General features: G+C 49.6%; 14 protein-coding genes, 17 tRNA genes and 1 rRNA gene. 4 read left to right on the top strand and 28 right to left on the bottom strand.

Translation table 11 applies throughout. The annotated features are described in order from the left end of the window. Nucleotides 1–4: 4 nt before the first annotated feature. Both KJS57_RS18220 and KJS57_RS18215 read right to left on the bottom strand, forming a co-directional pair. On the bottom strand, nt 5–679 hold the full coding sequence (locus KJS57_RS18220) for a PspA/IM30 family protein (protein WP_211025672.1): 675 nt from the start codon (nt 677–679) through the stop codon (nt 5–7). 60 nt (nt 680–739) lie between these two features. Further along, entirely contained in the window at nt 740–1,036 is a 297-nt protein-coding gene (locus KJS57_RS18215) for a hypothetical protein (protein WP_213655886.1), read from the bottom strand. Nucleotides 1,037–1,391: 355 nt separating this feature from the next. On the opposite strand from KJS57_RS18215, the gene KJS57_RS18210 reads away from it, so the two are divergent. The 4 genes from KJS57_RS18210 to KJS57_RS18195 all read left to right on the top strand — a co-directional run bounded on the left by KJS57_RS18210 (nt 1,392) and on the right by KJS57_RS18195 (nt 5,211). Continuing rightward, complete coding sequence (locus tag KJS57_RS18210) at nt 1,392–2,669, top strand: ArsB/NhaD family transporter (RefSeq protein ID WP_213655885.1); 1,278 nt, start codon at nt 1,392–1,394, stop codon at nt 2,667–2,669. 428 nt (nt 2,670–3,097) lie between these two features. Further along, nucleotides 3,098–3,451 carry a hypothetical protein gene (locus KJS57_RS18205; protein WP_213655884.1) on the top strand — a complete coding sequence of 118 codons (354 nt, stop codon included), beginning with the start codon at nt 3,098–3,100 and terminating at the stop codon, nt 3,449–3,451. A gap of 107 nt (nt 3,452–3,558) precedes the next feature. Further along, nucleotides 3,559–4,053, top strand: a complete 495-nt coding sequence (locus KJS57_RS18200) for a cation:proton antiporter regulatory subunit (RefSeq protein WP_211025663.1) — start codon at nt 3,559–3,561, stop codon at nt 4,051–4,053. Nucleotides 4,054–4,359: 306 nt separating this feature from the next. Further along, nucleotides 4,360–5,211, top strand: coding sequence for a YitT family protein (locus KJS57_RS18195; RefSeq protein WP_213655883.1), 852 nt, complete (start codon nt 4,360–4,362; stop codon nt 5,209–5,211). A 159-nt stretch (nt 5,212–5,370) separates the two neighbouring features. On the opposite strand, the gene KJS57_RS18190 is transcribed toward KJS57_RS18195, so the two are convergent. The 26 genes from KJS57_RS18190 to KJS57_RS18065 form a co-directional block, all read right to left on the bottom strand. Next, nucleotides 5,371–7,215, bottom strand: coding sequence for a DUF2264 domain-containing protein (locus tag KJS57_RS18190; RefSeq protein WP_213655882.1), 1,845 nt, complete (start codon nt 7,213–7,215; stop codon nt 5,371–5,373). A gap of 45 nt (nt 7,216–7,260) precedes the next feature. Continuing rightward, nucleotides 7,261–8,400 carry a glycoside hydrolase family 88 protein gene (locus tag KJS57_RS18185; RefSeq protein ID WP_373316839.1) on the bottom strand — a complete coding sequence of 380 codons (1,140 nt, stop codon included), beginning with the start codon at nt 8,398–8,400 and terminating at the stop codon, nt 7,261–7,263. Nucleotides 8,401–8,436: 36 nt separating this feature from the next. Continuing rightward, nucleotides 8,437–10,269, bottom strand: coding sequence for a heparinase II/III family protein (locus KJS57_RS18180; RefSeq protein WP_213655880.1), 1,833 nt, complete (start codon nt 10,267–10,269; stop codon nt 8,437–8,439). Between the two features lie 291 nt (nt 10,270–10,560). After that, on the bottom strand, nt 10,561–11,064 hold the full coding sequence (gene nrdG / locus KJS57_RS18175) for an anaerobic ribonucleoside-triphosphate reductase activating protein (protein WP_213655879.1): 504 nt from the start codon (nt 11,062–11,064) through the stop codon (nt 10,561–10,563). Between the two features lie 5 nt (nt 11,065–11,069). Beyond that, nucleotides 11,070–13,250, bottom strand: a complete 2,181-nt coding sequence (gene nrdD, locus KJS57_RS18170; protein ID WP_213655878.1) for an anaerobic ribonucleoside-triphosphate reductase — start codon at nt 13,248–13,250, stop codon at nt 11,070–11,072. A 196-nt stretch (nt 13,251–13,446) separates the two neighbouring features. Continuing rightward, nucleotides 13,447–14,178: a class I SAM-dependent methyltransferase gene (locus KJS57_RS18165; RefSeq protein WP_213655877.1), complete on the bottom strand. Its 732-nt coding sequence runs from the start codon at nt 14,176–14,178 to the stop codon at nt 13,447–13,449. Between the two features lie 21 nt (nt 14,179–14,199). Further along, complete coding sequence (gene ant(6) / locus KJS57_RS18160) at nt 14,200–15,054, bottom strand: aminoglycoside 6-adenylyltransferase (protein ID WP_213655876.1); 855 nt, start codon at nt 15,052–15,054, stop codon at nt 14,200–14,202. A gap of 61 nt (nt 15,055–15,115) precedes the next feature. Next, nucleotides 15,116–15,973: an alpha/beta fold hydrolase gene (locus KJS57_RS18155; RefSeq protein WP_213655875.1), complete on the bottom strand. Its 858-nt coding sequence runs from the start codon at nt 15,971–15,973 to the stop codon at nt 15,116–15,118. 194 nt (nt 15,974–16,167) lie between these two features. After that, nucleotides 16,168–16,247, bottom strand: a tRNA-Leu gene (locus KJS57_RS18150). A gap of 34 nt (nt 16,248–16,281) precedes the next feature. Continuing rightward, a tRNA-Arg gene (locus KJS57_RS18145) sits at nt 16,282–16,358 on the bottom strand. 12 nt (nt 16,359–16,370) lie between these two features. Beyond that, nucleotides 16,371–16,456 (bottom strand) — tRNA-Leu (locus KJS57_RS18140). 11 nt (nt 16,457–16,467) lie between these two features. Beyond that, a tRNA-Cys gene (locus tag KJS57_RS18135) sits at nt 16,468–16,541 on the bottom strand. An 11-nt stretch (nt 16,542–16,552) separates the two neighbouring features. Further along, nucleotides 16,553–16,627, bottom strand: a tRNA-Gly gene (locus KJS57_RS18130). A gap of 6 nt (nt 16,628–16,633) precedes the next feature. Beyond that, nucleotides 16,634–16,708, bottom strand: a tRNA-Gln gene (locus KJS57_RS18125). A 22-nt stretch (nt 16,709–16,730) separates the two neighbouring features. Beyond that, nucleotides 16,731–16,806 (bottom strand) — tRNA-His (locus KJS57_RS18120). 27 nt (nt 16,807–16,833) lie between these two features. Then, nucleotides 16,834–16,907, bottom strand: a tRNA-Trp gene (locus KJS57_RS18115). An 8-nt stretch (nt 16,908–16,915) separates the two neighbouring features. Then, nucleotides 16,916–17,000, bottom strand: a tRNA-Tyr gene (locus KJS57_RS18110). Between the two features lie 5 nt (nt 17,001–17,005). Next, nucleotides 17,006–17,081 (bottom strand) — tRNA-Thr (locus tag KJS57_RS18105). A gap of 23 nt (nt 17,082–17,104) precedes the next feature. Beyond that, nucleotides 17,105–17,180, bottom strand: a tRNA-Phe gene (locus KJS57_RS18100). Between the two features lie 84 nt (nt 17,181–17,264). Beyond that, nucleotides 17,265–17,341 (bottom strand) — tRNA-Asp (locus KJS57_RS18095). A 33-nt stretch (nt 17,342–17,374) separates the two neighbouring features. Beyond that, nucleotides 17,375–17,448, bottom strand: a tRNA-Met gene (locus tag KJS57_RS18090). 37 nt (nt 17,449–17,485) lie between these two features. Beyond that, nucleotides 17,486–17,561, bottom strand: a tRNA-Val gene (locus tag KJS57_RS18085). A 60-nt stretch (nt 17,562–17,621) separates the two neighbouring features. Next, nucleotides 17,622–17,696 (bottom strand) — tRNA-Glu (locus tag KJS57_RS18080). A gap of 21 nt (nt 17,697–17,717) precedes the next feature. Continuing rightward, nucleotides 17,718–17,809, bottom strand: a tRNA-Ser gene (locus KJS57_RS18075). Nucleotides 17,810–17,812: 3 nt separating this feature from the next. After that, nucleotides 17,813–17,888 (bottom strand) — tRNA-Asn (locus KJS57_RS18070). Between the two features lie 65 nt (nt 17,889–17,953). Next, nucleotides 17,954–18,180 (bottom strand): 23S ribosomal RNA (locus KJS57_RS18065); the annotation flags it as partial.

The raw sequence follows: 18,180 nt of genomic DNA, 5'->3' as shown, positions 1-18,180 counted from the left end.
TTCATTACTCCTCTCCTTTGTTATTCAGCTTCTGCTTCAAACGGGAGAGCTCCTGTTCCAGAGTCGATTGGATCGCGGATCCGGCCTGGTTTACGAAGTCCTGACCTGCTTTGCGCAAATCGCGTAAGCTCCGGGCCTCCCATTCCATATCGGATACCCGGTCCTCCAGACGATTGAACATTTTCGGAACGTCTTGTGTCCCGTATCCGTTCATCCGCTGGTTCATCCGCTGCTGCAAACGAAGAGTTTCCATTCTGGCGTAATAGTACTGCCGTTTGCTGTAGACCACCTGATATTCGGTCTTCAGCTCATGAAGCTGATGTTCAAGTTCCTGAAGCGACTCCAAACTCTGCGTGTAAAGATCGGTATACTGCTCGATTTTTTCGTCGTATAACATCTTCTCCTGCAGCGCAAGCTTGGCTAGATGTTCTTCACCTGCCTTCAGGGCAAGCAGCGCCTGTTCCTCACGCTTGTTCCGCATAGTCGTCGCCTGATCCACCTGCTGTTTCAGTTGTTTGGTGTGACCGGCGTATTGATGATGAAGCTTCTCGGCTTCCGCAATTTCCTGGCGGGTCTCGATCAGGAATTGGTCGATCAAGCGTACCGGATCCTGTGATTGTTCCAGGCGTTCATTCAAGTTTGCTACTGTAATATCCCGTACTCGGCGAAATACACTCATGCTCTTTTGTCCCTCCTAACCTTTCGGCTATTCTTCTATCAAATGTATTCGTATATATGATTAGTAACCCCGCTTGCCTTTGAGGGAGGAAATCCCGTATACGATCAATCCGATTCCGAGCACCGGAACGATCAGCCAAGCCAGCTTGGAGATCAAGGATATAATCCCCAGGAACAGAACGATCCACCCGAAAAACGCATTTCCGCGCTTTATTCCATAGTAGCCAAGAGCGATCATCGCTACCGCGAGTACCAAGCCGAACAGGCTACCCAGGAACGGAGTCAATTTGCCCAGCAGAATCAGAACGCCAAGGGCAATAAGTATTATCGCAAAACCATTGGGCCGATTTGTTCTCATTGTTTATCACCGCCTCTCATTTGTTCAACCTTATGACTCTATTTTAGGCCTGAATGGGTTTCTTCAAAACGGACCGGGGACGGTTTTTGAACCTAGACCAAAGTCGAGGTAAGGTTCCGCCTCAGGATAGACAGGCGATTCTGACGCCCCCCGGTTTTCAGTCTTTACTTTTCAAATAGCCCATAATATAATGATAAATGCACTAAAAACAATAGAAAACGACAGTTATCGGAGGAGCCTGCCATGTTGTGGGCTCTTTTTGCCTATTTTCAGGCTTATAAGGCATAATTCCGCCCCTTCATGGCAATCTATACAGTAGTCCGAATTGCTGTTTACCCAACCGAGGAGGAGTAATATGGAACATCAAGCTATTTGGGCAATTGCCATCTTTTTGCTAACTTATGCACTTATTATTTCAGAGAAGATTCATCGGACACTACTGGCCATGGTCGGAGCCGTACTGATGATCGTGCTGGGTATCATTGACCAGGAATCGGCCATCCACCACATTGATTTCAATACGCTCGGATTGCTGATCGGGATGATGATTATCGTCAATACGACGGCGGAAACGGGTCTCTTCAACTATATAGGGATTTGGACGGCCAAGAAGGCCAAAGGTAATCCGCTTACGATCTTGTGGCTTCTCGCCCTCATTACGGCGGTAGGCTCAGCCTTTCTCGATAATGTCACGACCATTATTTTAATGGTGCCTGTGGCATTCAGCATTACTCGCCAGTTGAAAGTAAAACCTTTTCCTTACGTTTTCGCATTGGTTATCGCCTCCAATATCGGAGGTACAGCTACGTTGATCGGGGATCCGCCAAACATTATGATCGGCAGTGCCGTAAAAGAACTGACCTTCATGGCGTTCCTGCAAAATCTGGCTCCGGTTGCCATTCTGATTTTAGCGGTGACATTGCCGCTCTTCATTCTGATTTTCCGGAAAGGCTTGAAAACCTCAAACGCACTTCGCGAGGGCATGATGAAAATGAGCCTGAATGGGCTGATTTCGGACCGGAAGCTTTTGGTGAAATGCCTGACGATTCTTGGGCTCACCCTGGTTGGATTTTTCCTGCATCAAACTTTCCACTTGGAATCCGCAACCGTAGCCTTGGCCGGAGCCTTTCTCCTTCTGTTGCTTACAGGCGAACATGTGATGGAAAGAGCTTTCCGCACCGTCGAATGGCCGACGATCTTTTTCTTCGTGGGACTGTTCGTGCTTGTAGGCGGACTGATCGAAACCGGAACCATCAAGCAGCTGGCGGAGCGGGCTATCGATTTAACCGGGGGAGACCCGCTGTTTACTTCGATGCTCATTTTGTGGCTGAGCGCCATAGCCTCCGCTTTTCTGGATAACATACCGTTTGTGGCCACGATGATTCCGATGATTCAGGACATGGGAAGCATGGGGATCAACAATCTCGAGCCGCTTTGGTGGAGCTTGGCACTAGGCGCCTGCCTCGGCGGCAACGGCTCGCTGATTGGAGCGAGCGCCAACCTGATCGCTGCCGGCATGTCCGCCAAGGAGGGAGAACCGATTAGCTTTATGAAATTCTTAAAATACGGTTTTCCGCTAATGCTGCTATCCGTTGCGATAGCAAGTGTTTATATTTTGATTCGCTACTTTTAAAGCCTGTTCAGCACCGAGAGGTTGGATGAAGGAGGGACTGAGGAGCGGAGCGTAGGCAAAGCCTACGTGAGCACCGGAAGGCCCTTCTGAATTCAAGATTCGATGCCGGATATGCAGCCTGAGACACTTCGTGATCAAAAGATGACTTTTTAACTACCTCTTTCAATATGTGTTCAAAAAGTCGACTTTTCAGCACCGAGAAGGTTGGATGAAGGAGGGACTGAGGAGCGGAGCGTAGGCAAAACCTACGTGAGCACCGGAAGGCCGCCTGAATTCAAGATTCGATGTCGAATATGCTGCTTGAAGTGCTTCGTGATCAAAAGATGACTTTTTGAGCTACCTCTATAAAGTCTTAAATTCTTTGAGATAAAAGGCATTGTATGCTATCCTTTGAAGTAAGTAACTATAATTCAAAGGGAGGGATAAACATGAGGAAGCGGATCCCAAAGGTAGCCACAGTACTGGTTATTGCGTTTCTGACCTGCTTCATGTTTTTGTCCCTTCCCGTTCTTTCTTTGACTCCCGGGGTATCCGAGAATATGGGAAAGGATGCATTTGATACAGAGCAGAGCAATCGTTCCTACAAGGTAACTCTTCGTCTTAATTCTTCGCATCAGGGCAAGCTATTTATTGACAGAGCTCCATCTTCATTTCTGGCAGCCTCTGTATTGGCACTACTAACGCTTGTCATTCCGCGGGTTTTTCTTCGCCCGTTCTTTTACCTGTTTAAGAAACGTATTGTACTCATGCCGATCAAATTTACGAGTATGTTCGTGGCTTGATATTGGCTGCCTACGCAGTCTTATTAGGCCTGGGCCGGTGAATTTCCGGCATTATTATCCAAACCCTATCGGGAATGGTTACTATGAACTCTGGAGGCTTGAAGCTAATGAATCTCAAAGAAACGGATTTGCCGGGCATAGGTAAAAAATTTGTTGTCCAAACGCGCAGCGGTGAAAAATTGGCAATCATCATTCATGATGACGGCCGACGGGAAATGTATCATTATGATGAAGAAAATCCTGATGACCGTACTCGTAAGATTGTGTTGGATGATGACGAAGCAAGATACGTGTCGGCGATTGTCGGAGGCGTAACCTACCAACCAACCGCCCTTGAAAATATTGAAGTTGCGCTAGGCGGTCTTATTATCGAATCGTATCGTCTTGAATCGAATTTTAAAGCTATCGGCAAAACTATAGGTGAACTGAGAATTCGCCAGCGGTCCGGTGCGACCATCATCGCTGTGATCGAGAATAACCAGAAGAAGCACGTCAATCCGGGTGCGGATTTGATGCTTACGGCTAACGCTACGGTTGTCGTAATCGGAGAACGCCTGCATCAACAACAAATCAGACATATTCTGCTCAATGGCAGTGTTTGATTGAATTTATATCATACTTGGTCTGGCGGTCGCCCTCATTGCGGTCGCCAGGCTAATCTCTATTAAAACTTCGTTTTTCTTATCCGAATCGGCCCGTCCGCATTTATCGGAGTCAACTTAGCGCTTGGAGTCCTCTTATAAACCATATCCGCGTTTCTCATGTTTAACCGCACTGTGCCATTCCCGTCGCCGAAGCGATCGGCGCTCTTCTCCTGATTCTGTTGATTTGCCGAAACGAAGTACGTCAAAGAGATCGAAGAATTCGGCTTCCACAAATTTCGTTACCCTTGGAAAGGGGGAGTGAGCTTGAAAAACAAACTCACGGCCGAATCTCCAATGCACGACCGCCGATATCCATGGCGGATATATCCCTTTTTACTCAGACTGGCCGGCATCATCGCCGGAGCCTTGCTTGCCGCTGCTGGATTGGAACTGTTTCTTATGCCGCATGGCATCGTGGTAGGCGGGGTGACCGGCTTATCCGCGCTGTTTGCCCTAACGACGGAAATGAGGCTTGGCCTGTTCTTGTTCCTGCTGAACCTGCCGTTACTTGTGTTGGCACGCAAAAATATCGATGCTTCCTTTGCAATATTTACGGTGTGCGGACTGCTTGTATTCTCAATAGGTACGATACTGCTGCATCCATATCCGGCGCTCATGGGCGATCCGCTCCTTGCCGCTTTGATCGGCGGTCTTTCGCTGGGGCTCGGTCTAGGCCTAGCTTTGCGTTTTGGAGGCGCCCTCGATACGGCTGAGAAGGCCGCCGAAAGGTTTCGTTCCCTTAAACGAAAGAGTCTGTCGCCGGAGGGAATGTTGATGATGCTGAACTGCTTCATCCTGCTAGCCGCCGGGTTTCACTTTGGCTTTGAACAAGCCGTATATTCGGTAACCGCCTATATTCTCGCTTATGAATCGGTGAAAATACCGCTGTTTGGCTTAAAACTAAACGTCCTGGTCCAGATTGAAAGCCGGGAATGCGCCGAGATCCAAACTGCGCTGGCGCGCTATCTAAACCGCCGCGCTGCTTATGTCGGAGAAGCTCCAAGCAACGGCGTCCCCCAGATGCTGGAATACAAATGCCATCGATGGGAAATGCCTCGTCTTAAAGCGATCGTGAAAAATTGCGATCCGGACAGCGAAATTTCCATCCATTCTTGAGATTTGTACCATCATTTTCATGCCTCCTTTTTTGCTTTATGATTAAACGCAAAAAGTCCCCGACACCTGCCGGATCAATTCCGGCGGGATCGGGGACGTTTGTTGTTTTGCATTATTGAAGAGAAATCCAGATCTGTCACGTTTCAGCCTTCGGACTATTTACCCAATTCGCAGAGCTTCTCCATCTTCCAGTTTGATTACCACCGTGCCAGGCTCCACGGTTACTCCCAGCCCTTGCAGCGCTTCCTCAAGCTCCGGTCCCTCACCGCTCCCCGGCTGACCGTATACGGCCGCCGCGAGTATATGGGTTCCCGGCTCCAGCGCGGCCACTAACGTCGGGAGAACTGTGCGCGGATGCAGCAGGTTGGTATTCGCATTCGGATATACAATCAGACCTTCGTCATAACCTAGAAGGCAGTGAATTCCCGAATGGCCCGTAGCGTTGACCGCTCGTACATCCTGCCCGTTCACCTTCACGCCCTGCTCTTCCTGCAAGCCCAGCGCAAACCCGCCTTCGGCGGCATCCAGGCTGCGACCGGTCGTGATCCGGTGAATCCGAACATGCCACGGCAAGCCCGCGACGATCCAGGTCTCAACCTCTACATTGGACCAAGGCAGCCACCTTGCGTACAAGACATGGCCGCGAATCCAGGTTTCCTCATTCTTGCGGCGGACGCGGTACAAATTGTCACGTTCACTGAGCCCGAGCATCGAGTCCATGGCTGCTTGGCCGAGCCCCCATTCCGCTCTCGGCACGCTGAAGCCGAACGCCGAAGAGTAAGCAAACTTCTCATATTTGGCCGAGGTGTGGGTATGCTCATTCGACGACAAATGACCGGCATTAAAGGCGGTGACATGTCCGGTGCTTTTCTGGCGGCACAGCACCAGGTGAGGTTCTTCTTGGACGGACAAAGCAGGTAATGAGGGCAATTCCTGCTCCGGCTCGCACCAAAAACGCTCCGAATCCTCCAGGGCAAGCACCAGAAACGTCTTCAATGCCCAGTATGGAGAGCCCGGCGAATTATAGTTCTCCCCCATCACCAGATTGGGATAAGCATAGCCGACCGTCAGAACGCCGCCGGCGTCAAAGATCGGCTGCTTGAACCACCAGCGCAAATTACGCAGGATAAGTCCCTTCACCACGCCCGGAGTGAAGGTATCGGTCCAGGCCTCCGCGTAGGCAAATGCGCTCCAGAAGGCGGACTGGGCGAAACGGTACGTCATGCTGCGCCCGTAGGCGAGAGCGGCCCCGTCGGACGAAAACCATTGAATGAAATCTCCGGCAAATTGTTTTGCTCGTTCCTTAAATCGCAGGCAGCGTTCCGGATCTTCCTTCTCCATAAGCTTGGAGTAGACCAAGCCATAGTAATGGATCGCAAATGGCACATAGTAGTCGCTATGTCCTCCCTCCCCATCGCTATACCATCCGCAGCCAAGATAAAACTGCTCAATGCGCTGCAGGTTTTTCTCCATTTGAACCTTGTCGTACCGTTGGCCCGTCTTGTAAAAGCCCATATTGACCATGACATGAAAGAAAAGCCAGTTACAATCATGGCAAGGGTGGGAATTGATCGTGTTCAGCCAGTTATACAAATTGCGGCGCTGCCGCTCCTCAAGCGGCTCCCAGATCCGCTCCGGAATCATACTAAGCGCCATGCCGAGAACAGCCATCTCCACCAGACGTTGATCGTAATCTCCTACGTCTCCCCAATAATCTTTATGTTCCGGATCGGTTCCGCTGATGATTCCCCGCAAGCAGTCCTCCCACAATTCGTCCGTGCCGCCTCCCGCCAAATGCGGGACGATCCCCCAAAGAATGCGGGAGAACCCCTCCATACCGGCAATCTCTTCTCCGTATCCGGCACTGCTCCCTTTGATCGGGAGCCGGCTTCCTCCTGCAGCATACAGTGGTTTAAGCGGTCTTACGAGCTGTCGAAGCGCATCTTGGAGATCCTGCTTACTGTCCAGCGGATTATGTTCGATCGATTTCAAAATGCCTTCCATGGAGCCACGTCCTCTCCTTCATCTAGTCGCCTAGCATTCCCTTGCTTATTCCCAGTAAAACGGTCCGCAGCCTTTCAGGCGGGCAAGTCCTTCGACAAAATAGTAGTCGCCGTAAATGAGGGGTACATCCACATTAGATCCCTGCGGATAATGGCTGGTCCCATGAAGCAGAAGACCTTCCTCCGCCGGATTCTCCCAATCGCCGTAATTTTCGTACAGCGATTTGAGGATGCGCTCCCCTGCGGCAAAATAGACTCCTGCATCCTCTTGGCCGTCAAGCATCTGCGCCAGCAAAATGAGGCCGCTTGCCGCGCAGGAAGCGGCCGACGTGTCGCGCAGCTGCCGAAGCTCCTCCGGCGCGCGGAAATCCCAAGCGGGCACGTGATCTTCCGGCAAACGACTGAGGAAGAAATGGGCCGCTCTCATCGCGGCGGTCAGGTAGTCGTGCTTGCCAGTATGTTGATAGGCAAGGGTCAGTCCGTAAATGGCCCAGGCTGCGCCGCGGGACCAGGCCGATTCCGGAGCATACCCTTGTCCTCCCAGCCCTTCCACCTTGTCGCCCGTCACCGGATCGAAATTAATGATATGGTAGACGGAGCCATCCTTGCGGATAAAATGCTGTACGACCGTATCCAGATGCGCCTCTGCAATATGGGCAAAGCGCGGATCTCCGCTAACCCTGGAGGCCCAGAACAAGAGCGGCATATTCATGCAGCAATCGATGATGGCCACGCCTTCGTTCCGCTCTCCTTCCGACCATGGATTCCAGGCCCGAATATAGCGGCCCTTCAGATTAAAGCGGGCGGCAAGGTAATTGGCCGCCTTGAGCGCTCTGACCCGGGATTCCTCATTGCCGGTCAATGTGTAGTTCGCTACGCTGGTCAGCGTCCACATGAAGCCGAGATCATGATCCAGCCGGACATAAGCGTCCAGAACGCGGTCCAGCTTAGCCTCGCATTCCTCGGCAATGAGCTTGAGCTCCTCCTTGCCGCTCCCGTTATACAGCAGCCATAGCAGGCCCGGCCAGAATCCGGCGGTCCACCATTCGGGTTCGGCCAGATCATAGACTCCGCCCTTACTTGCGTGCGGAAAGTTCGAGCCGATTCTCGCCGTATTCCGCAGCGTCTTGTTCAGGGATTGATTCCAAGCCTCGTTCACCCATGCCAACTTCTTTGCCATTTGCATCAGTTCCTCCGCTTCGCAAAATATGATGAACTTTATTCAACTTATATTGATATTTGTAAATTTGAATTTGAACAATATCTCCAATTCCGTATTCGCCTCAGGCTTCTTCAGATGGAAGTCCAACGCATAGTAAACGGTGTCTTCCCCGAAATGATTGCGGAAGGTGATCTCGTTCACCTCAGTCCGCAGGCGTTCGAAATCATAATGCAGCTCCAGACCCATGGAGCCGAAGGCAAGGAGTAATACCCCCGCTGTCTCCGATTCCACAGGCTTGATCAGCGAAATGAAGCGTTCCGTCAAGCGCTGCGGGGCACTGGCAAACCGATAAACATCCTGCATTTCCAATTGAGGTAACGCCGTCTTGCGCCAAACCCAAGATCTCGTGAACGACTCCAGCCCTTCGCAGATATAAGCTGCTGATAGCTCCACCGCCAGCCTGATTTCAGCATCGCTGATCAACTGCTCCAGAATCGTTGCAGCTTTACCGCGGCCTTCGGACTGGAGCACACCATCGATGATCGGAACGGAATGTCCCTGCGAACCGTTGCAGTCATAAACATACCTGGCTTCCCGAAAATAATCCTTCGTATATTCTCCGCATCCGAGATCGGACAGAAAAAAGTCGCCCCCGCCGGCCAAAATAAACTGGCCCAGATCGTTATGGTTGTGCGGCTCGTCATTGTGCCCGCCTTTGGCGGCGAAGCCAAAAGTTCCTGCTTCCGTGTCCGCACGGGAGATCAGCCAGCCGGCATCTTCAAGCCAGAAATCGCCGGGGCCCCAATCGGCGCAATCTTCCGCAAGGCCGCGCCAAAGCAGATTGCGGAGTGCCGGGGCCCAGCGGCTGCAATGATCCTCACGGAAATCGGCGCGCAGCGATACCGGCGGAGATTGGACCTCCTCATACTTGGCTGCAAGATACCTCGACAATCCAAGCTGGACACTCGCATGCGGCAACGCATCCGAAAAATTGACGACCGCGTTGCCGCCAAGGAAGCACTTTTGTTGGAAACCCGCGATTCGGCGGACTTTCTCCTCGCTGAACCAGTCCAGCTTGCCCCCGCTGCGCTTCGACAGCAAATCGGAGTAATATACGAAATAACCAAAGCCGTAATTCCAGTAGCTTAAGCCTTCCAGACAGGCGCCGTCATCGCCGAAGCCCCGTAAATAAAAGCCCATACTGCGCTGCGTCTTCTCCAGAATCCGGGCCAGCCGTTCATTGTCACGCTCTTCATGAAGCAATAAAAGCGCTGCTGAGCCGATCGAACCGGCGCAAACCGCCGACCAATTATGCTCCGCCTCTTCCCAGCTATAAGGGCCGTTCTCCAGAAAAGGCTGGAACAGCCGCTCATCCACCATCTCTCCGATCACCGCGCGGAGCATCGGCGGCAGCCGTTCGCCGAGCAGCAGGCGAAGCTCCGCCAGCGTAAAGCCGGTCTCCGCCGCAAATAAATCGATGGCCTTCCGGGGCGACTCATCGTTGCTGAGATGAGCCGGTAAGCACCAGGTCACTTCGCCGCAAATCGACCAGACCGCATCTAGCAAGGCTGCCTCGTAACGTTCACACTCCGGCTCCAGCAGCGAGAGAATCGCAAATGTCCCCAGCCGCCTTCTTTTTTCGAAATATACCGACTCGTATTCAAGTCTTGAGCCCTGCTTGTAAAACAGCGAAAACAACGAATAGGTCAATTCCTCGGCCGGAGCGGCAAGCAGTCGCCTCCCCTCCGACGTGATCTCGGCAACATCCGCCGCGTAATCCCCGCTGCTTCGTACCATGTTCCAGAACGTCGCTCCGTCCCCTCCCGGATAATACAATTCCGGACCGGCAGGCGTCATGTTCCTTACAAGCTCCGCAAGCTTGGTGATGTCCATCGCGCTGCTCCCTTTTCTTGTACTTTGACTCTTTAATTTATCTCCCCTCTATCATAACGAAACCACCCAAATGTTCATAGTGAACATTTAGATATGATACTGAACTTTTCGCACCCAAAATACAGTTTATATCAGTTTAAATAGTTCGATATCCCGCATTCCAGAAAAATCCCGAGCCGTGGATCCGACCAGCAAGGGAATGATGGAAATGACGCTAGTCGCGACGACGGAATCCTAAAACCTAACAGCCCCCGCCTTGAACTTCAAGACGAGGGCTGTGTATATTTCTGATTATAGGGGCATTAGTACAGCCTGCTTTGTTCGCAAGCTTTCTTTCACGTCGATCACGCGTTGATTGTTGGAGCCCCTCCACTTTAACTTCAGATTACGCTGTTCCAGGATGAACTTTCCGTCGATAAGCACGTCGCAACAAGATAGCAGCTTCCGTTTGTTATCGTCCGCGATAATCTCTTCGAACGTATAACCGGACCAGACCCAGATATCCTTGCCGCTGCATTCGTTGCGAACCCTGGAAGCAAGCCGCAGCAGTCCATCAACATTCTGAAACGGTTCTCCACCTAATATGGACAAGCCGGTAATCTGAACATCCGGCATATTCAAATCGCCAATGATCTGTTCTTCCAGTTCTTCCGTATATGGCTTCCCGTAATTGAAGTTCCATGTAGCCGCGTTAAAGCAGCCCTTGCAATGATGCGTACAGCCTGATGTAAATATCGAATGCCGGAGTCCTCTTCCATTGATGACGTCAAATCTTTTATAATCCGCGATATTCATTAGGCTCACATATGCTTCACGCGGGAGAGCACTTCTTTTTGCTTGCCCGCATTAAACGGCCGTTGGCTCGGCTCCGACAAATACCCGCAGCAGCGCCGGATGACGGAAGAGGTTTTCGGATTGGCATTGCCGCAGTTCGGACATTCAAAGCCAGTATTTGTCGCTTCAAACTCACCTTCAAACCCGCACTCCAGGCATCGATCGGTCGGCGTATTCGTTCCAAAATAGGGCACCCGTTCATAAGCGTAATCCCATACCGCTTCCAGCGCCTCCGGATTGTTGACCATCGAATCGAATTCGCAGTACGTAATAAATCCGCCGCTTGCGTATTGAGGGTAATCCTTCTCGAATTGTATCTTTTCAAATGGAGTCACTTTCTTGTTCACGTCGAGATGGAAGGAGTTCGTATAATAACCTTTATCCGTCACTCCTTCAACACGGCCGAACTTCTCCTCATCCAGTCTGCAGAAGCGGTAGCACAGGGATTCCGCCGGTGTGGAATACAAACTGAAGCCGTAACCGGTCTCCTCTTTCCATTGCTCGGCTTTTTGGCTTAAGTACTGCACGATCTGCAGCCCTTTATTTCGTAATTCCTGATCGTCAAAAAGACAGGTTCCGTACAAAGCCATCATCGTTTCATGGATGCCGATATAGCCTAGCGAAATGCTGGCTCTTCCGTTCTTAAGCAGATGATCGATGGTATCCTCCGGTTGAAGGCGGCTGCCCGCGGCGCCCTCCATATACAAGATCGGGGCCACCTTCGCTTTGACGCCTTTTAAGCGCTCAATACGATACATCAGTCCTTCCTTGCACACTTCAAGAAGCTCATCCAGAAGGCGGTAAAAAGCGGCTTCCGAGCCGTTCGCTTTGACAGCGATCCGCGGCAAATTGGCGGTGACTACCCCCATGTTAAACCGGCCGTCATGGAGTTCCTCTCCGTTCTCCTCATATCTGCCCAAAAAAGAGCGGCAGCCCATCGGAAATTTGAAGGAGCCGGTAATTTCTTTGACCTTCGGTACGGAAATGATGTCGGGATACATTCGTAATGTACTGCATTTTAAAGCCAGTTGCTTGATGTCGTAGTTTGGATCCCCCGGCTTTAAGTTGACGCCCTCTTCCAGGCCAAAGATCAGCTTAGGGAAAATGGCGGTTTTCCCGTCTCTCCCAAGCCCGCGGATCCGGTTTTGCAAAATAGCGATCTGGATTTGCCGCTCCGCCCAAGACAATCCACGTCCGAAGCCGAATGTGCTGAAGGGGGTTTGTCCGTTGGCGCTCACCAGCGTATTGATTTCATATTCAAGAGATTGAAACGCATCATAGGTTTCTTTCTCGGTCAAACTTTTAGCATACTCAAAACAACGCGGGTACTTCTTATGTAATTTTTTATTTTCCCAGGAAATATCTATATCTTCGATTTCGTCTTTTTCCAGCATATACAGCCATTCCAGGCCTTTGCGATAGTGCTTTTTAAAAGATTCAAACACATAGGGGGCCAAAATTCTGTCTATTTCATTAATCGTATTGCCGCCATAGATGTGACTCGCCACTTGTGCGATAATCTGTGCCGTAATCGCTGTAGCGGTTGTAATAGACTTTGGTGTTTCGATCTGAGCATTGCCGAGCTTGAAGCCGTTCTCCAGCATTCCCTTCAGGTCAATCAGCATGCAGTTATAAATCGGGAAATAAGGGCTGTAATCCTGATCATGAAAATGAAGGTCCCCGCTGTTGTGGGCTCCGACAACCCGTTTGGGGATCATGTAGGTTTGGGCGAAATCCTTCGCCATGATGCCTGCCAGCAAATCTCGCTGCGTCGGAATGGTCGCCCCATCCTTATTGGAGTTCTCTTTCAGTACCTCTTCATTCGTGAGCTCCAGGAGTCCAAGTACCTTCTTATCCAGACTGCTGCGTTCACGCCGCTTCAATGTTCTAATTTCGCGATAGCCAATGTAGGCCTCGGCAGCGTCTTTCCTTCTGCTATTCATCAGCGCGGATTGAACTTCATCCTGAATATGTTCGATATCCACTTTCTCCAGCTTGGAGATTTTCCGCGTCACCTTGTCGGCTATCTTTTGTGCCAATTCGGAGTCGCCCTTTTTCTTCGTACTATTCATGGCCGCGCAAATCGCATCGATGATTTTCTGTTGATTGAATGCTACCTCTGAGCCGTCTCGCTTAATAACTATCATTTAATTCATCCTTCGTTATTGATTTTAAATTAGGTATTCGACTAAGGGCGAGTTTGGGTGTGTTACCCCGCTTGTCCAGAAAGTATACCCCATTAAAAATCAACTTACAGTGATTATAGACACTGCCGAAGGCAAAATACTACTATATATAGTATTGAAAACTTCATTGTGTATGACTATGGTATTGGGTCCTTCCTTATTTATCTGCGGCAATCAACAAAAAGATGGGTCTTCGGCTTGCATCCTTCCATTCCGGATCCTGCTCGATCTGGTAATCTTCCGGCTTAAGTTCGGACATCTCCCGAATTCGAAATCCCGATGTAATGAGCGCATTCACCTGCGTCGCAATGCTTCGGTGATACTTGACGACATCATGATCAAGAAATCTTGCATTTCGCGGCCCTTCTTCATGATAACGATCGACCGGCCAATGCAATTTCTCTCCCATCTCGCTGTAAACCCAGTCTTGTTCCGGAAGCGCGGTATACACCGGGTGCTCTACCGAATACACAAAGGTACCGCCGGATGCGAGACAGTGATAAACCTTGCGGCAAATGCTCTCAAAATCTCCAACATAATGGAGTGCGAGGGAACTGATCACCAGGTCAAACTCCCCCTCGGCATAATCGATATCTTCAATGGCGCTCCGCTGATATTTGATCTTCTCATCGCGGGTCATGCTTCTGGCACGCTCCAGCATTTTCTCAGAGAGATCCACGCCTACAACGTAACTGGCATCATGCTCCCGTACATATCTGCTGTGCCATCCATAACCGCAACCGAGATCAAGCACCTTTTTGTCCTTGAGTTCCGGAAGCATTGCCCGAAAAACGGACCACTCCCCGGCAGCATCCAACCCTCCTGTTGAACGGGGCATTTGGCTGTATTTCGTGAAGAAGCCTGGATCGTCATAGCTATTTTGTTTCATGGCAATCAACCTCCTTGTAGTTTACCTCAATGATGCGTAAATACTTTCAGTATACTTAGTGATAACCTCATCATAGTCGGGATAGTTATATTCAAGTCTTTCTGATACAGCTTTCGAGTATGTTCTAAATAAGTCATAACAAATTAATAACGACTGCCACATTTCCGGATACCCATTCTCCGAATAGGTGGATAGGAGCTTTTCCCAATGTTCATTGGAAAGATAACGATTAATAAACTTATAGTTCTTCCCCACACTAAAATTGTACCCTTGCTCCGACCCGATGTTCCAGGCCATCATCCTCAGCAAATTAGGTCTAGCAATCTCATTGAGATGATCAATCGCAAACAGGATCTCTTTTCTCGCTAATCCTTTTACTACATAGGTCGAACCCATCCAGAACTCATTACAACAATCGTCAAATTCTCTTGCAATAGGCTTTTTAATCCAATATTTATGATCGTTGGCGAAAACTTCATTCTTGAGCAGCAGGTCCTTGTCGAGCAACACTTCAACTAAACCATCGCTATTGGCAAAATAATCTTCCAACTCGTTAATGGGAATTAATGTCAGGTCTACTTTGTTTCCATCCTCAAAAATCATTATATAGGAAAACCAATTCCCCAATTCTGGCGGAAACAGATCCATATCTTCAGGCTTTTGCATCATGAGCATCTTACCGAAAACTCGAAGCCACTCATCATTTCCTTTGAAAGAATCAATATCTGTAACGAAATAAGAGAGGTCATAGTCTTGAAATCGATCAGGGAGAATGTTTTTGTTTGTGCGTGATCCTTCCAAAGTTACCAATCGAATTCGATCATCCTTAACAGCAAAATCCATAAGGAGTTTCATCATTTCTTGTTCACTTCTCAAGACAGTAACCCTCCATTTCGGAACCCTCGCAAATGAATACTATTTATGCAGTAGAAAGATCTCATTGCTCTTGCCGTTTTAAGAACAACACTAATGCATCGTCATACTCAACCGCATGCTTTCCAATCCATATGAGATGTCCCCAGGAGTCAAGAATACATTGTTCTGCTTGGGGAATATATGCCTTTGCATATTCTGCATGGCTTAAAGGTACTGAACGATCATTTTTACTGTGCATGATTAACGTCGGCGCTTGAATATGGGCCATTTCTTTGGAATAATCATGCTGCGTGTGCTCCAAGTCAATGAGAAAACCTGAATGAGAGCGTTGCCGGTTATTCATTTTGCGAAACTCTTCAATCGCCTTATTGTCTATTCGTTGTTTTACTTCTGAATAAGGCAAATTTGAGAAAGAAGATGCCATCAATCTGAACATTAATTTCGGGAACAGGTTGCTGAATACCGCCAGCATCCTCCAAGTTCCTTTTTCCCTATTCGGGTTAAAAATACGCATTGCAACTCGATATGCTTGATCCGCCGGTGCAAGCCATGGTTTTGTAACCGCACACTGCAACGTAAAACTAGTGACCCTGGCAGGAAATAAGGAGCAAAATAAAATACCGCTAGGTCCGCCAGCTGAGATCGCCATGACATGAACATGATCAATGGATAAATGATCCAAGAGCTCTTTATACAAGCTGCATGCTTGGATCAACTCCATCACTGGCGTAGTACGGCCATATCCTGCACGAGAGGGAGTAATAATAGAGAATCCCGACTCTAACAACCGTTCATAGCCGAATACCTCCTGGCACCCCGAGTGCCCTCCATGAAGAAGCAATATGGGGATTCCTTTGCCAATTACCGTGTATTCCAGTGTTGTGTCTCCAACTTGAAGTGTATGAATTTCCCGATTCATAGTCTTCACCTTCACCCTCGTTCTACTTCACTCAAATGTAAGTCTAACAGCAACACATAAAATTTCCATCTTTTTATTGCTCCTCTCTGGTAAAGGAAGGGCTGTTTTTTGCTGTTGCAGGCACGGAGAGCTCTCTCTTCAAAATAAAAAAAGTTCATCAGATAATATCTGATGAACTTTAGATTTAAATGTAATGCCGGTGAAGGGACTCGAACCCCCACGGTTTCCCTCACGATTTTGAGTCGCGCGCGTCTGCCAATTCCGCCACACCGGCATATTCATATTTATTTTCTTTAAGCGAGTTATAATGGCGTCCCCTAAGAGATTCGAACTCCTGACCTTTTGATTCGTAGTCAAACGCTCTATCCAGCTGAGCTAAGGGGACATAAATCAAAAGTGCGGAAGACCAGACTTGAACTGGTACGATAGTCACCTACCGCAGGATTTTAAGTCCTGTGCGTCTGCCGATTCCGCCACTCCCGCTAAAAAGAAAATGGAGGCGCCACCCAGATTCGAACTGGGGGTAGAGCTTTTGCAGAGCTGTGCCTTACCACTTGGCTATGGCGCCTTATAATAGAATGGAGCGGACGACGGGAATCGAACCCGCGACCCTCGCCTTGGCAAGGCGATGCTCTACCGCTGAGCCACGTCCGCTTAAAATGGCTGGGGATATAGGATTCGAACCTATGGATGACGGAGTCAAAGTCCGTTGCCTTACCGCTTGGCTAATCCCCAACGATTATTTTTTAGTTAAAAATGGGGCGATCGATGGGACTTGAACCCACGAATGCCGGAGCCACAATCCGGTGCGTTAACCCCTTCGCCACGACCGCCATAAAAAGTATTAAGTTATTAAAAATTGGCAGGGGCAGCAGGAATTGAACCCACACCAAAGGTTTTGGAGACCTTTGTTCTACCTTTAAACTATGCCCCTATAAAAAGTGGTGGAGGCTGATGGATTCGAACCACCGAACTCGTAGAGAGCAGATTTACAGTCTGCCGTGTTTAGCCACTTCACTAAGCCTCCAAGTATGGTGCCGTCGAGAGGACTTGAACCCCCAACCTACTGATTACAAGTCAGTTGCTCTACCAATTGAGCTACAACGGCATGTTACCTATTCAATAAATCAATGGTGGCTCGGGACGGAATCGAACCGCCGACACGAGGATTTTCAGTCCTCTGCTCTACCGACTGAGCTACCGAGCCGTATTAAAAGTTTCGGAACCTTCTACCTACCCCGGTGCTATACTCAGCAATGGTTACAGTGACAGTTTCCTTCGTGTAAATAAATGGCGGAGCCGACGGGATTCGAACCCGCGGTCTCCTGCGTGACAGGCAGGCATGTTAGGCCTCTACACCACGGCTCCACACTAGTAAATCTTCATCCCTCAAAGGGATAATTGCGGGGGCAGGATTTGAACCTGCGGCCTTCGGGTTATGAGCCCGACGAGCTACCGGGCTGCTCCACCCCGCGTCAGTTAAAATGATTATTTACTTGTCAAAGTAAATTATGGTGGAGGCTGAGGGGATCGAACCCCCGACCCTCTGCTTGTAAGGCAGATGCTCTCCCAGCTGAGCTAAGCCTCCAGGGAAAGACAAATTTAATTGTACCAGAAACCTTAGTGTTAAATCAAGTGAAAAGTTAAATGGTGACCCGTAGGGGATTCGAACCCCTGTTACCTCCGTGAAAGGGAGGTGTCTTAACCCCTTGACCAACGGGCCTTACTTATTAAAGAAAAATTATGGCGGAGAGAGAGGGATTCGAACCCTCGAGACGCTTGTGACGCCTACACGATTTCCAATCGTGCTCCTTCGGCCAACTCGGACACCTCTCCATATGGCTCCCCGAACAGGACTCGAACCTGTGACAACTCGATTAACAGTCGAGTGCTCTACCAACTGAGCTATCAGGGAATATTCATATTCAGATGATTGATCACCTGAAAACTGGATACGAAACTTAAATTTGCATTAGAAATTTGGATAAGCCCTCGACCGATTAGTACCTGTCAGCTCCATACATTGCTGCACTTCCACCTCAGGCCTATCAACCTCGTGGTCTTCAAGGGGTCTTACTAATTGGGAAATCTCATCTTGAGGGGGGCTTCACGCTTAGATGCTTTCAGCGCTTATCCCGTCCGCACGTAGCTACCCAGCTATGCTCCTGGCGGAACAACTGGTGCACCAGCGGTGCGTCCATCCCGGT

Origin of the sequence: Paenibacillus vini (genome assembly GCF_018403325.1) — a bacterium.
In the GTDB taxonomy this organism is placed as follows: domain Bacteria; phylum Bacillota; class Bacilli; order Paenibacillales; family Paenibacillaceae; genus Fontibacillus; species Fontibacillus vini.
Note: the sequence above shows the minus strand (reverse complement) of the source record. Positions and strands in the feature narration are given on the sequence as shown.